16 protein-coding genes are annotated in these 12366 nt (G+C 64.6%); 9 read left to right on the top strand and 7 right to left on the bottom strand.

The window, feature by feature from the left end; genetic code table 11:
* The first annotated feature begins 22 nt into the window (after nucleotides 1-22).
* Nucleotides 23-661, top strand: a complete 639-nt coding sequence (locus J1M86_RS10980; protein WP_241259757.1) for a hypothetical protein — start codon at nucleotides 23-25, stop codon at nucleotides 659-661.
* Between the two features lie 19 nt (nucleotides 662-680).
* Here the strand turns inward: J1M86_RS10980 and J1M86_RS10975 are convergent, their stop codons facing one another.
* From J1M86_RS10975 to J1M86_RS10965, 3 genes are read right to left on the bottom strand one after another with little or no spacing between them, the layout of a single operon-like run.
* On the bottom strand, nucleotides 681-3071 hold the full coding sequence (locus tag J1M86_RS10975; protein ID WP_206509815.1) for an ABC transporter permease: 2391 nt from the start codon (nucleotides 3069-3071) through the stop codon (nucleotides 681-683).
* Nucleotides 3068-3850 carry an ABC transporter ATP-binding protein gene (locus J1M86_RS10970; protein ID WP_206509814.1) on the bottom strand — a complete coding sequence of 261 codons (783 nt, stop codon included), beginning with the start codon at nucleotides 3848-3850 and terminating at the stop codon, nucleotides 3068-3070. The genes J1M86_RS10975 and J1M86_RS10970 overlap by 4 nt, the downstream gene beginning before the upstream one ends.
* A 14-nt stretch (nucleotides 3851-3864) precedes the next feature.
* Nucleotides 3865-4548, bottom strand: coding sequence for a DedA family protein (locus tag J1M86_RS10965; protein ID WP_206509813.1), 684 nt, complete (start codon nucleotides 4546-4548; stop codon nucleotides 3865-3867).
* Nucleotides 4549-4722: 174 nt separating this feature from the next.
* Between J1M86_RS10965 and J1M86_RS10960 the strand changes: the two genes are divergently transcribed.
* The 5 genes from J1M86_RS10960 (at nucleotide 4723) to J1M86_RS10940 (ending at nucleotide 8327) form a co-directional block, all read left to right on the top strand.
* Nucleotides 4723-5943, top strand: a complete 1221-nt coding sequence (locus J1M86_RS10960) for a sensor histidine kinase (RefSeq protein WP_206509812.1) — start codon at nucleotides 4723-4725, stop codon at nucleotides 5941-5943.
* The gene (locus J1M86_RS10955) at nucleotides 5934-6578 is read left to right on the top strand and encodes a response regulator transcription factor (RefSeq protein WP_206509811.1); all 645 of its coding nucleotides are present in this window, start codon (nucleotides 5934-5936) and stop codon (nucleotides 6576-6578) included. Before J1M86_RS10960 ends, J1M86_RS10955 begins: the two co-directional genes overlap by 10 nt.
* 205 nt (nucleotides 6579-6783) lie before the next feature.
* Nucleotides 6784-7368 (top strand): GNAT family N-acetyltransferase, encoded by a 585-nt coding sequence (locus tag J1M86_RS10950; RefSeq protein ID WP_206509810.1) that lies wholly within the window; start codon nucleotides 6784-6786, stop codon nucleotides 7366-7368.
* 147 nt (nucleotides 7369-7515) lie between these two features.
* Nucleotides 7516-7881 carry a hypothetical protein gene (locus J1M86_RS10945; RefSeq protein WP_206509809.1) on the top strand — a complete coding sequence of 122 codons (366 nt, stop codon included), beginning with the start codon at nucleotides 7516-7518 and terminating at the stop codon, nucleotides 7879-7881.
* Between the two features lie 110 nt (nucleotides 7882-7991).
* Nucleotides 7992-8327 carry a hypothetical protein gene (locus J1M86_RS10940; RefSeq protein ID WP_206509808.1) on the top strand — a complete coding sequence of 112 codons (336 nt, stop codon included), beginning with the start codon at nucleotides 7992-7994 and terminating at the stop codon, nucleotides 8325-8327.
* A gap of 372 nt (nucleotides 8328-8699) precedes the next feature.
* On the opposite strand, the gene J1M86_RS10935 is transcribed toward J1M86_RS10940, so the two are convergent.
* Entirely contained in the window at nucleotides 8700-9095 is a 396-nt protein-coding gene (locus tag J1M86_RS10935; RefSeq protein ID WP_206509807.1) for a hypothetical protein, read from the bottom strand.
* 278 nt (nucleotides 9096-9373) lie between these two features.
* Here J1M86_RS10935 and J1M86_RS10930 point away from each other — a divergent pair, with 278 nt between their 5' ends.
* From J1M86_RS10930 to J1M86_RS10920, 3 genes are all read left to right on the top strand, one after another.
* Nucleotides 9374-9808 carry a hypothetical protein gene (locus J1M86_RS10930; protein ID WP_206509806.1) on the top strand — a complete coding sequence of 145 codons (435 nt, stop codon included), beginning with the start codon at nucleotides 9374-9376 and terminating at the stop codon, nucleotides 9806-9808.
* A 124-nt stretch (nucleotides 9809-9932) separates the two neighbouring features.
* Entirely contained in the window at nucleotides 9933-10862 is a 930-nt protein-coding gene (locus J1M86_RS10925; protein WP_206509805.1) for a methyltransferase, read from the top strand.
* Entirely contained in the window at nucleotides 10859-11233 is a 375-nt protein-coding gene (locus J1M86_RS10920; protein WP_206509804.1) for a hypothetical protein, read from the top strand. The genes J1M86_RS10925 and J1M86_RS10920 overlap by 4 nt, the downstream gene beginning before the upstream one ends.
* A gap of 78 nt (nucleotides 11234-11311) precedes the next feature.
* Here the strand turns inward: J1M86_RS10920 and J1M86_RS10915 are convergent, their stop codons facing one another.
* From J1M86_RS10915 to J1M86_RS10905, 3 genes are all read right to left on the bottom strand, one after another.
* A complete protein-coding gene (locus J1M86_RS10915) occupies nucleotides 11312-11521 on the bottom strand; it encodes a hypothetical protein (protein WP_206509803.1) in 210 nt (69 codons plus the stop codon).
* Complete coding sequence (locus tag J1M86_RS10910; RefSeq protein WP_206509802.1) at nucleotides 11518-11973, bottom strand: ribbon-helix-helix domain-containing protein; 456 nt, start codon at nucleotides 11971-11973, stop codon at nucleotides 11518-11520. The genes J1M86_RS10915 and J1M86_RS10910 overlap by 4 nt, the downstream gene beginning before the upstream one ends.
* 61 nt (nucleotides 11974-12034) lie before the next feature.
* Nucleotides 12035-12304, bottom strand: a complete 270-nt coding sequence (locus J1M86_RS10905; RefSeq protein ID WP_068373819.1) for a hypothetical protein — start codon at nucleotides 12302-12304, stop codon at nucleotides 12035-12037.
* Nucleotides 12305-12366: the final 62 nt, after the last annotated feature.

Genomic DNA, 12366 nt, shown 5'->3' with positions numbered 1-12366 from the left:
CCGGATCGGAACGGAGGCAGCGATGTCGGCGACGACCAACAGCGAGATGCTGCCGCTGCGCGGCCTACCCGCCGCTGCCCACAGAAGCAACGCGGAACAGTCTCTGCAAATGGTGTTGCTCGGAGAGCCTCAACCGGTGCGGATTCCGGCGCACCTGTTGCGTTCCTGGCTCGATGATTCGACGGTGATCGCCCGGTTCGAGTCGAAACGCTATCGGCGGGCCGACCACCTCTGCTGGGTCTGGACAGCCGCGGTGTCCTCCACCGGTCATGGGTCGTTTCGCGCCGCGAGCCGACCGGGCGCGTCGAGACGAGGCACGATCCCCGCGCACCTGTTCGCCTACCAACTCGAATACGGCGTGATCCCCCGGCTCGGATGGTCCGACACCGAAGACGCCGTGCTGTGTCATCAATGCGACTTCGCCGGCTGCACCAATCCTGCGCATATGCAGCTGGGCACCAACACCACCAATCGTGCCGAATACACCGCGCGGCGACGGAATCTCGCCAGCCCCCTCTCCGACGTCCGCGGCGCAGCCGGTCGAACCCGCGCCATCGCCACAGCCATCCGGACTGGATTGGCCACCGGCGACGACTCCGCCACCATCGAGGCCCGCATTCTCGCTGCCGAAGTCGCAGGACGACCCCTCACCCTTTGGTGATTGGAAGATGAGCCCGGGGTCACTGAACGTTCGCCTGCTCCTGGCGAAAGCTCACAACCGATGCAGTCCCGGCCATCAGGCACACGATCCCCAGCGGCACCAGCAGGGCTTGCCCCCAGTCGAGGTGAACGCCTACTGGGCTTCCTGTGGTGTTCGACAGACCGGCCGCCATCTCGTGTAGCGGCACGAGCGTACAGAGCGCACCGAGCAACACGCCGCACGCGCCGGCGACGATAGCCTCGATGACGACCACTCCGCTGATTTGCCGCTTGGTGGCACCGGAACGTGCCAGTGTGCGCACCTGGGCCTGCCGATGCCGCATGGACATCGCGATTGTGATGGCGGCGGCGAGTACGGCGTAACTGACAGCGATTGCGATAAAGGTCATGACGTAACGATTGAGCAAAGTCAGGTCCTTGTCATAGCGGGTCGAAGACCAGGTGATCGCATCCGTGACGCGGGTGCCTGCCGGGGGCGACGCGGCGGAGGTCTCGACAGATGACGATTGCACGAACACCTCGTCCGCCACGGCCGAGGGGTCATGGAGCCGAATGATGCCTTCGGACAGGGCCACACCAGGATGCTCGCCCCTCGGTTCGTCCACAATCGACGTGATCTTCGGGTTGAGGTCGGTCCCATCCGCCATTACCAGCGCAACGGAGTCGCCTGTCTGCCAGCCGTTCTCGTCGGCTAGATATCGGGGCACCTCGAAGGCAGAGGGCTCGGCCGCACTCGGAAGTGCCGTGACGGGAAGCGCGACAGTCCATCCCGGAACGACAAGTCGGGCGCGACTGGAGATCCCGACCTCGATGACGTCGTACTTCTCGAACGCTTGGGACACTTGGTCAGCCGTGAGGTAGTCACCATCGGATACCACCACCGACTGGCCCTGTATCTGATTTGCGGTTTCCGCGGGGTAGGCGATTCGCATCGTAGGAATGAATCCACTGGCCAGGATGGCGAGAGCGGCCGCGATGATCGCCGGAGCAGCGATCGAGGCAGACCGGCGCGGGTTTGTGGTGACCTCGGCGCTGCCGACCATGAGAGGGGCGGACGGCCGGATCCGCCACGGCAGCCACAGCAAGATTCGTGCCAGTCGAGGCACCAGTACCGGTGCGAGACACGCGGCAGCGATAGCAGCAGTGAGAGCGATGACGATCGCCATCAACACCGAGTCCAGACCCGGCACCGTGCGGCCAGCGATCACCTCGATCACGACGAGTGCGGCCAATGCGGTTCCGCTGATTGTTCGTAAGCGCCCGTGGCCCTTACGTGGACGAGTCGACTCGGGGCGCATTGCGGCCAGCGGGCTCACCCGCGAAGCGCTCACCGCCGAGATGGCGGCCCCGATCACGGCGATGGCGATACCGCCCAGGGTCGTCGCCAAGACAGTGGGCACGTCGACCGTCACGCTGAGCTCGGCCGGCAAAATCCCCCACGATCGCAGCATGGCGGCCAACGGCACCGTCGCCAGCACCCCGGCCGCAGCTCCCGCGACCGATCCCACCGTCCCCAGCAGCGCGGCTTCCAGCAGCACCACGCGGCGCAACTGCTTCGGCAACGCTCCGGTTGCGCGAAGGAGACCGAACTCCTGAGTGCGCTCGTCGACGGCGAACTTCGAGGTGACCGCGACGACGAAGAGACTCACAACCAACGACGCCAGCGCCAGCGCCGTCAGGAACTGACTGCTCAGGTAGCGGCTTTTCGCGATCGAGTCATCCTGCAGGGCACTGCGATCCGTCACCACCTCGCCACCGAACTGCGCCGCAACCGCCTGCACCGAGGCTTCTGCCGACTGATCGGGGACCTCGATACCGAGGAGGCTGGCGGCGGGGGCCAACTGCGCGGCGGTAGCGTCGTCGAAGTAGACGCCAGGACCGTCGGTGGTACCGGCGACTGTCACCTCGATATCGCCCTGTGCGGTCCGAAGAGTGACCCGTTCGCCAACGGAGGCACCGAACTCGGGCCCGAGCGCGATCTCCGACGCCTGCTGCGGTTGCTCGCCGGAAGTCAGTCGGTAGGGAGCCAGCGACGTGCTCGACCACCCATGCCCGGCGACCTGGGGATCAGCACTCGGCAGTGCTCCGGACGGAGTAACGATCTGCGCAAGGAAGCTGCGGTCCGCCACAACATCGGTGATACCCGGGATCGAGCGGATCTGCTGCGTCAGTTGGGCGAGCCGGTCTCCGCCCCACGCGCTGCGGTCACCCGCCTGTCCTAGCACGTTCGTTGCTCGCTCGCCGGCCACCACCAACGACGCCCCTTGTAGCCGCTCGGGTGGCTGCGGCCGCGCGGCAGCCATGACTTGTGCTGTGGCAGTGGTGATCAGAACGCCGACGAACACCGCCAGCAGTACCCCCAGCGCAGCCGTGATCCGGCGTCGGAACGACGCCAATGCCCAGGTGATCATGCTCTGACCTCGGCCATCCGAGCTGCGATCTGGGCGGCGGTCCGGTTGTCGCCTGGCAGGCCCCGGCGGTGCTGTAGATCGTCGACCACTTTCCCGTCACGGAGAAACAGCACTCGATCGGCGAACGAAGCCGCGGTCGGATCGTGGGTCACCATCACCACGGTCTGACCCTCGTGATCGACGACGCTTCGCAGTAGCTCCAGGACTGACCGCGAGCCGGCAGAGTCCAATGCGCCCGTGGGCTCGTCGGCGAACACCACTTCAGGTTCGGAGACCAGGGCGCGGGCGATGGCGACCCGTTGCTGCTGGCCGCCGGACAGTTGAGACGGCCGATGATGCATTCGATCCGCGAGACCGACCCTCGTCAGTCCTGCGGTGATTCTGGAACGGTCAGGCTTGCGTCCGGCAAGCCGCAGTGGCAGCTCGAGATTCTGGATTGCCGTCAGCGAGTCAATGAGGTTGTAGGACTGAAAGACGAAACCCACCTTGGATCGGCGCAGGAGGGTCCGTGCCTGCTCGCTGAGGGATCCCACCTCCACGTCGCCTATGAAGGTCTCCCCGCCGTCCAATCTGTCGAGCCCCGCAGCGCACTGCAACAGAGTCGATTTGCCCGATCCCGATGGGCCCATCACCGCAGTGAAAGTTCTGCGGTGAAAGTCCACGCTGAGATCGTTCAGGGCGTTGACGGTCTCGTCGCCCAGGTCGTATCGGCGACGCGCGGCACGCACGCGGACTGCGGGCTGCTCACTGGTGGTCTGATCGAAATTCACTTGGTTCATCTTTGGCCCCCTCGTCATCGCGCTCGGTGTCCGGTTTGATCGGGTGGCCCGGTCTGGAGGCGGGACCGCAACCGCAGCGCCACGAAGACGACAAAAGCGATTGCGACCGTGACTATGACGATCTTCTGCAGGATTTCGGCATACGCGTCGACCAGGTGCCAGTTCTCGCCCAGCTGATATCCCGCGGTGACGAAAATGGTGTTCCAGATCAGACTGCCGATAGTGGTGAGCAGGAGGAACTTCGTCATTCCCATCCGCTCGATCCCGGCCGGCAGGGAGATGAAGCTACGAAACAATGGGACCATGCGGCCGAGCAGCACTGCCTTCGAGCCATGCCTGGTGAACCACGCCTCCGAGCGGTCGAAGTCGCTGGCCTTGATCAGCGGGATTCGCGCCACCAGTGCCCGCGTGCGCTCGCGTCCGATGAGCGCGCCGACCGCATAGACGATGACCGCGCCCAAGACCGAGCCGAGCGTCGTCCAGAGGAGCGCGGCACCGAAGGAGAACACTCCCTGGCTGGCCGAGAACCCGGCAAGCGGGAGAACGAGCTCGCTCGGAATCGGCGGGAACAGATTGTCGGCACCGACGACGACGGCGGCACCGGGGCCACCGAGCGCGTCCATGACGCCGACCGCCCACCCGGCCAGCCCATCAAGCGGCTCGGTTTCAGTCGCCGCAGCGATCAGTAAGTCAGACATTGTCATTCCTTTATTTGTCGGTGCCATCGCTCGTCAGGAAGGTCACTGAAAACGTTAGAAACTTTCCGAATGGGAGACATCGAGGAAGACCGTCGATCATGAGGGGGCTTCCCCCGCAAAAACCCTGTGGTTTACCGCAATATCAGTGGCCACAAGCTCGGTTAGGCTGCTGGAGTGTTGAAAAACCATGTCGTGTATCCACCCGACCTGGCGGATCGAACGTCGATCAGCTCTGTTTATCGGCGATGGCTGACGGCACTGGCCGGGGTTCTGCTCGGTAGCCTCACGGCGGTGTCGGCGCTCGTGTTCACCGTGGTGGGAGTACTCGCCCTCGCGTTGGCGCGCGTCCTAGGCCGGCGGGGAGTACCGGGGAGGAGCGCAGTCGATGATGGCGCACTGGCGTTGACCGGGCTCGAGCTCCGGCGGATCACCCGCTTCCACGGTCGGCTCTACACGGACGTGCTGACCCCTCGCCGCTGTCGCTGGTATCTCAGCGGTCGATGGATGATCGGATCACTCGGAATAGGCGTGGTCCTCTTTCTGACTCTCTGTTTCGTCGTGGCCGGATCGATGATCTCTGCGTGGATCCTGAACGGCAGCTGGGGCCTGATCGAAAACTCGGACCGCGTTGACGGTCGACTCGTAGCGGTAGCGGCGCTGCCCGGAATCCTGCTGATCTTCACCGCGGTCGTCGGCGTGGCAGGGGTGGCATCGCTGGACCGCTGGTTCGCCATCCTCGTGCTCGGACGACAGTCCGACCGGTTGCTGCAGCAACGGGTGGCCGAACTGACGACCAGCCGCGATCACGTCGTCGACGCCATCGATGACGAACGCCGCCGCATCGAGCGCGACCTGCACGACGGTGCACAGCAGCGACTGGTTGCCCTGGGAATGCTCATCGGCCGCGCGCGCCGCGCCGAAAAACCCGACAAGGTGCACGAACTCCTTGCCCAAGCCCACGTCGCATCCCAGGAAGCGATCAGCGAGCTGCGCGAGGTCGCCAACCGGGTGTACCCGATCGCACTCGACCAAGCCGGTCTGCACACGGCGATCGAGACAATGGCCGAACGGGCAAGCATTCCAGTCCGACTCACCTACGAATTGACGGAGAGGCCGCGGCCCGCTGTAGAAACGGCCGTCTACTTCGTCATCTCGGAGGCGGTGACCAACGCAGCCAAGCACGCATCTCCAAAACTATTGGAGGTCAACGTCACTCACCAGGGGTTCGACCGCGTACTAGTGACCGTTACCGACGACGGGCCCGGCGGGGCCGACCCGTCAGGAACCGGATTGTCCGGATTGGCCCGCCGCGTCGCGGCCTTAGATGGCACCCTCACTGTGGACAGCCCGGTCGGCGGCCCGACCGTCGTGACGGCGAGCGTCCCGTGCGGGTGATCGTCGCGGAGGACTCGACGTTGCTGCGTGAGGGTCTGGTGCGGCTGCTCGTCGACGAAGGCCACGACGTGATCGCGTCCGTGGGCGACGCCGACGCGCTACTCGCCGCGGTGGAACAGGATCGCCCGGACATCGTCGTCACCGACGTCCGTATGCCTCCCGACCACAGCGACGAGGGATTGCAGGCGGCATTGACCATTCGCCGTCGATGGCCGGAGGTGGCGGTACTCGTACTCTCCCAGTACGTCGAAAACCGTTATGCAGCAGAGCTGATCAGCGGATCCGGCGGCAAGGTCGGCTACCTGCTCAAGGACCGCGTCGCGCAAGTCGACGAGTTCTTGGACGCCTTGAACAGGGTTGCCGACGGCGGGACGGCCTTCGACCCGGAGGTGGTGCGGCAGCTGTTGTCTCGCACGACCCGATCGAATCCCCTCGAACGACTTACTCCTCGTGAACGCGATGTCCTCGAGCTGATGGCTCAGGGTTTCACCAACGCGCGAATAGCTGCTGATCTGTACGTTTCGGTGAGCTCGGTCGAGAAGCACATCAACGCTGTCTTCGAGAAGCTGGGACTGGCGAACTCCTCGGGTCTGAGCCGTCGTGTGATGGCTGTGGTGGCCTACCTGGGTACCTGACCGCGTCACTGGTCAATAGCGCACATTCGAATACGTCTGCGTTACCAGTCAACCGACCAAACCTTGCTACATCGGAGGAGCCATTCGTTTGTTCGCCGTTAATCGAACGACTACGCAACGACTCCTTCCCCTATGGGGTGTACCGGTGGTGGGTTTTTGGTCGCGACGCCAGTACATCGATCGCGCTTATCACTGCTGCTTCTAGATGGTCCTCGAAACCGAAGGCTGCGATAGTTTCGCGGTTGTGTTCACAGATATCAAAACTAACCGGCTGATCCTGCGTTCACTGCGCGAAGAAGACCGGCCGACAATGATCAAGTTGCACACCGATCCCCGCACAACCCAGTTCGAGTCGGACCCGCCCGACGCGGCGCAGGTCGGCCTGTTAGTCGACACGTGGCTCGCGCACTGGATCGAGCACGGGTACGGCTACTGCGCGGTGACTACTCGCGCCAGCCCCGACGTGATCGGACTGGCCGGGGCGCGTGTCCGCGACTTCCACGACGAGAAGGTACTGAACCTCGGCTACCGCTTCCACCCGGAGGTATGGGGCCGCGGTTACGCGGTGGAGGCGGCAAAAGCAGTTGTGGACTGGCGCGCCCGCGCGATGCCCTGGATGCCGTTGGTGGCGAGCGTGAATGTAGCGAACGAACGCTCGGGACGCGTAGCCGAACGCATCGGCTTCACCGAATACACAGAGGAGTTCTACGACGGTGCGCTCTCGCGCCATTACCGGCTTGAAGCGACCCCGCCAGGGAAGGGGGTGGATTCGGCGGTGCATGGAAGCTGACGATTTGGTCTGACGCTGCGGGTGTAGCGCCGACTATTCTGCGGGCTTGGAGAACCGAGGATCTGTGATGGGGTCTGGAACGCTGTCCTGCCTGCCCGGGAAGTCTCCGAGTGATCGAGAATTGCGCACAAATCAAATACGTACCCATTGCCAGTCTTTACCTTCACCGACGGCGACGCACCACGCACGCTGTCGGCGCACCGGTTCGCGTTGCTGCTCGAATACGGCGACCTCGGTGACGGGATCGTCGGTGAGCACGACTGCGACGAAACACTGTGCGTGCGAGTGACGGACGGTCACCTCAAACGCGGCACCCAGTCAGCGAATCTTGCGCACGCTGTTGCAGTCGGGCGGCACATCGGGCCGACACCGGCAGGCGGTGATCCGCGCGGACGTTACGGGCGCGCCGTCGCGATCCGCGACGCACTCAAAGACGGCTACGACGAACAACGAATGCTGGCCGCGCTCGCCGGCCACAGCTTCGACGCACAAGCACCACCGACTCTGTTCTGAACCGAACGCCACCGACACATGTCGGTGGCACGCGGTAGAGATAGATCCATCAGGCTTCGGGCCGCTGCACCGCACCGGTGAGAGCAGTCCTCGACGATAGGACTTACGAGATGACGCTCTCCTCGCTCTTCACTGACGACGTCGGACCTCTCCCCCTGCTCGCGATTGCCGGTGCCGGATTCCTGATCTGGTACGTGCGGTACCTCGGAGAGAACGACCCCGGATGGAAGGGGTTCGTCGCGAACATTCTCACCGTGATCGGCGTCGGCGCGTACCTCGTCGTTCTCGCAGTCGTGTTCTCCACGTTCATCGCGGTGATCGGCGCGTTCATCGCGGTGATGCTGTTCACGCTTCCCCTGTTCGCGCTCGGCGGTGCCAGCGGAGTCGCCGACCGCAGACCCCGGCGCGGGTACCGCCGCGACCCCTACGGCAACGACTACTACTGACCGACCGCCGTGCTCGCACCGACGCTTCTGCACACACCGCACTTTGTTCGATGTGCAGGCGATGCAACGCCGACTGAGTACGCGCTGCAACGGTATTCCTGCAACCACTGCGTGCGCCGCCTCCAGCGCCCGGTGCACGGTTGTCGACGTCTCCTTGCCGCGCGTCCAACTGATGACGTCAAAGACGCGCAGCCAACCGTGCGCCGTGGTGACGTCGGCGACGGTCACGGTCGGCAGAGTGCCAGCAGACGCCTATGTGCAACATCTCCCCGCCGCCGGTGTAGACGCACTCGCAGAGACCGAGTGGAACCTACGCTGGCGACGCAAGTTTCCGTCCGCTCGCTACACACCCTTTGGGAACTGCGAGCGTCGTCAGCGCTCTCGAAGCCACCTCGTAAGCGCACTACGGACCTGCGCTTCGGTGGGGGGCGTCAGCGAGGTGTAACTGGGATCGGAGCTGGGCATGCCGCCGTAGTTGCACAGGACGACGGTGCCGTTGCTGTGAATACGGACCTTGGCACCGTTGGAATGTGCATAGCCGTCGGAGACCTCGCCGTTGGGGACGCTGAGGTCAAGGTCCCAGCGAGGTCGAACCCAACCGTTTGTGGGCTTTATTTTCAGACGGCGAGCTGAGGCAATGAAGTCCTCAGCCTGATCTTCGAGATGCTTCTTGAGCGTGCTGCGCGCAGCGGCGCGTTTTGCTTCCCATTCAAGTCGGTCGCGCTCCACGCTGCTGCGGTGAGAGTTGATGTCGTCCGCCATACTCATAGTGGAATTGTGTCGCATCCAGCTTCGATCTGCACCCCTACAGGGCGCTGTGAACCAAAGCCCAGACATCGGTTTCGACTCATAGCGATACACACTGGTTTGCCCTAAGCTGTAGACCAAGTTCGAGCGTCGATGAGGGTCACGTTCGAGCGCGCCCCACCCGTACCGATTCACCCCGCACTGCGTTCACCGCACTGTGGGTTGTGTTGCTCTTGTGAGTGATCGGTGCCTGTCCGGTGGGGATTTCGCGCACCGAAACTGGAAGGCCCTCACATCTGATGTCCATCTCCCCCACGGTCGACAAAGACACCGTCATCGCCCGCGCACGCGCCGCGATCGAGAACCGCACCAAATACATCGAGTCCCTCTTCGACGCCGCCGAAGCGTCCGCCGCCGCACGCGAGAAAGTCGCCGAGGCATCCCGCGAGGCCGATCGCGCCACCGCCGAACACGCCGCCGCGTACAAAGAGGCGATCGACGCCGGATGGACAGCAGCCGAACTCACCGAGAGCGGCCTGACCGCACCAACGCCGCCGACCGGCAAGAAGGCATCCAAGGCGTCAACGAAGCGCAGCACCAGTCGCGGTACGCCGCGCCGCCGAGTCGGTGCCGAGAACACCGCCGGCCCCGACCGACAACACGACGACGTCGCCTCGTCGCCTGCACCCGACGTGTCGACCGAACCGCAGTCCTCGACTACCCCCGCGCACTGACACCGCTGCCCTCACACCACCCGCGCACCGGCACCGGTCGCGGATCCCCGTGCACCCTCGCACGCTCGACACATCTTCTCCTCGTGCGGGCGCACCCACATCACTTAAAAAGGACCCATTCACCATGAGCCAGCCCGAATTCAACGTCGAAGTAGCCTCCCTCGACCGCAACGGCGACCCCGGTTTCGTGCACTACCGCGGAGCGTTCTACACCTCGCGCTCCGCCGGGCAGTTCGCACTCACCCAAGCAGCGGCACTGTCGGACACCCGCGAAGTCGACACCGTCTCAGTCGTCATCGACGCCGTCTCCGAGGGAAGCTCTCGCCGTGACGTCGAGTTCATCGGTACGCCCGGCGAGCTCGCCGCCGAGCTGAGTGCGCTACCGGCATACAAGAACGGTGTACTGCGCACCGTCATCTCCGCACCGCGAGAGGTCACCACTGCCGTCGCCGCCGTTCTCGACGCGTCGCCGCCGTTGCCCGACAGTGAGGTCGATGCACCCGGGGTGCTCGACGTTCAGGTGTACTCCACCCGCCCAGGCCCGATCCCGAACTCGCGCACCGACGTCGGCGCGTACGCCAGCCACGACGCGCACCGCATCGCCGAATCACTCGCGGCCGATCTCGGCGGCACGATCGAACCAATGCGCAACGACACCGTCCTGCGCGTGATCCATGAAGCAGAGGTCTCCGATACCGACCGCATCGCCGCCGAGCGGTCCGTTCAGGTGCGGAACTTGCGCGCGAACATCTCCGTCCTCGACCCGGTCGCCGACGCCGAACACATCACCGCCCTCGCAGCCGACCTCGACGAGCTGCGGGCGCGGTCGACGCCGGACGCACGCACCGACAACACTGAGGCTGTGTCCGCGTCGGTATCGACGTCGAACGCGGTCGACGTCGAGGGCGCGTCGACGCGTCCGCGCGGGTTGGTCACTGCCCCGTCCGGACGCTCGTCCGGTACGGCGTGGGCCACCTCGTCCGCGCTGCACACCGCACCGGGCCCGACACACACAGCGGCGACATCGCGGTCGGCCGATCACGGTCTCGGATGACCACCGACCATCAGTTTCCACCGCAGGTACGGGAAGGGCGGCACCGCTTGCCTCCGCCTCCGCAGCGGTCCGCCGCGATCGGCATGGAGGGCATCGCACTAGAGGGCGTCGGTAAGCCTGCGTTCCGGCTCGACGGCGGCGACCTCGGCGCGGTCCTGGCGTTCGATGCGGTGCTGTGGAACGAACCGATGACCGGCGTACTACGCGAAATCCACCTCACGCCCGGGCGCGTGCGGGTGGTCGTTCTCCAGACCGAACAGCAGAAAGGTCTCTACCCGCGGTACACCGCGAGCGGTGACCCCGATGCGCCGTATCTGGCCGATTACGACATCGACTTCGGCGACGAGGTCTGGGTCAGCGATCACCACTGACACCGCTCGCAACCGACGAGAAAGGCACCCATACAGCCAATGTGGGTGCCTTTTCCGTACGGGCCGGTTAACGCGCGGTCAGCGCTGCGGGCGCGGCGCGGTGTCGACCGCCTGTGCCCATACGGTCAGAGTGCGGCGTTCGGCGACGGTCATCTCGACGGCGTGAAGGTAGTCCCACTCCTGCAGCGCATCGAGGTCATATGCGTCGGCTCCGACGTGTCCGCACCACCGCAGGTACGCCCCGATCGGCGATTCCACCTCGGAGCAGACACCGCCTGCAGCGCTCACACGTTCGCGCTGTGCGCGTCGGCGTACTCGGCGACTGCATCGCGCAGTACTGCCGATCGGCTGCGGCCTTGCTGCGCGGCGATGGCGTCGATACGTGCATCGAGCGGCTTGGGTAGCCGGACCTGCCGCACCGGGGATTCGCTGCCGGGTTCGGCGTCGGGGTCCAGCGACGGACGCCCTCCGACACGGTCGAGCAGCGCCCGACCGTGTGCGGCGGCCTCGCGGCCCCGCTTCGCCGTCGTCGATTTGGTCGGCAGCGTCATCTCGTTCTCAGCCCAGTCGGACAGAGCGTCGTAGTCCGTCGAATCGTCGGCCTCGGAATCGAGTGCGCCGTGGGCAGAAGAAACGCTGTATCCGTTGTCTCGTGCCCATTGCCGAATTGCGCGGGTCTGGTCGTCGTCCCGCCTGGTGGTGCTGGTGTCGGGCTTGTCGGCCTTGTTGGTGCTGTTCATGATGTTCACCTCTGGGTATATGGAGCTGGGTAGTGGAGCAGAAAGCAGATGCACGAATCGTTCAGTCGTCCATGCGCTCGAGATTCCTCTCCTGTGCTTCCATGACGTGGAAGATGACGACGTCCGACGGCGGGATGATATTGACCATCACTTCGAGGAGCGGTCCCCCCGGCCTGAGCGGCGGGCCGATGTACAACGTCGGTTTCACCTGCCCTGGAACACGGGAATCATCGAACTCATCCTCGACGTAGTAAGCGTTGTGTATCGCGTTCAGGGCATCCGCGCGGTCAACTTCGTGCTTGTCTGCGCTTTGTGTCCACTTGATCCCCATACCTAGTAGTGTACTACAAAACCTGCGGTTGTGTAACACAAAACCGTTACCCAGTGGTGGGA

The organism is Rhodococcus sp. KRD197 (assembly GCF_017168235.1).
Classification (GTDB): Bacteria; Actinomycetota; Actinomycetes; order Mycobacteriales; family Mycobacteriaceae; genus Rhodococcoides.
The sequence above is the reverse complement of the archived record's forward strand: the minus strand, read 5'-3'. Positions and strand labels throughout refer to the sequence as shown.

What these genes read in the sequence shown, in the direction of transcription:
- J1M86_RS10935 (WP_206509807.1), bottom strand. Translation starts at nt 9,095, where the DNA reads ATGAGTATGGCGGACGACATCAACTCTCACCGCAGCAGCGTGGAGCGC.
- J1M86_RS10970 (WP_206509814.1), bottom strand. Translation starts at nt 3,850, where the DNA reads ATGAACCAAGTGAATTTCGATCAGACCACCAGTGAGCAGCCCGCAGTC.
- J1M86_RS10940 (WP_206509808.1), top strand. Translation starts at nt 7,992, where the DNA reads ATGACGCTCTCCTCGCTCTTCACTGACGACGTCGGACCTCTCCCCCTG.
- J1M86_RS10920 (WP_206509804.1), top strand. Translation starts at nt 10,859, where the DNA reads ATGACCACCGACCATCAGTTTCCACCGCAGGTACGGGAAGGGCGGCAC.
- J1M86_RS10925 (WP_206509805.1), top strand. Translation starts at nt 9,933, where the DNA reads ATGAGCCAGCCCGAATTCAACGTCGAAGTAGCCTCCCTCGACCGCAAC.
- J1M86_RS10910 (WP_206509802.1), bottom strand. Translation starts at nt 11,973, where the DNA reads ATGAACAGCACCAACAAGGCCGACAAGCCCGACACCAGCACCACCAGG.
- J1M86_RS10975 (WP_206509815.1), bottom strand. Translation starts at nt 3,071, where the DNA reads ATGATCACCTGGGCATTGGCGTCGTTCCGACGCCGGATCACGGCTGCG.
- J1M86_RS10950 (WP_206509810.1), top strand. Translation starts at nt 6,784, where the DNA reads ATGGTCCTCGAAACCGAAGGCTGCGATAGTTTCGCGGTTGTGTTCACA.
- J1M86_RS10965 (WP_206509813.1), bottom strand. Translation starts at nt 4,548, where the DNA reads ATGTCTGACTTACTGATCGCTGCGGCGACTGAAACCGAGCCGCTTGAT.
- J1M86_RS10930 (WP_206509806.1), top strand. Translation starts at nt 9,374, where the DNA reads ATGTCCATCTCCCCCACGGTCGACAAAGACACCGTCATCGCCCGCGCA.
- J1M86_RS10905 (WP_068373819.1), bottom strand. Translation starts at nt 12,304, where the DNA reads ATGGGGATCAAGTGGACACAAAGCGCAGACAAGCACGAAGTTGACCGC.
- J1M86_RS10980 (WP_241259757.1), top strand. Translation starts at nt 23, where the DNA reads ATGTCGGCGACGACCAACAGCGAGATGCTGCCGCTGCGCGGCCTACCC.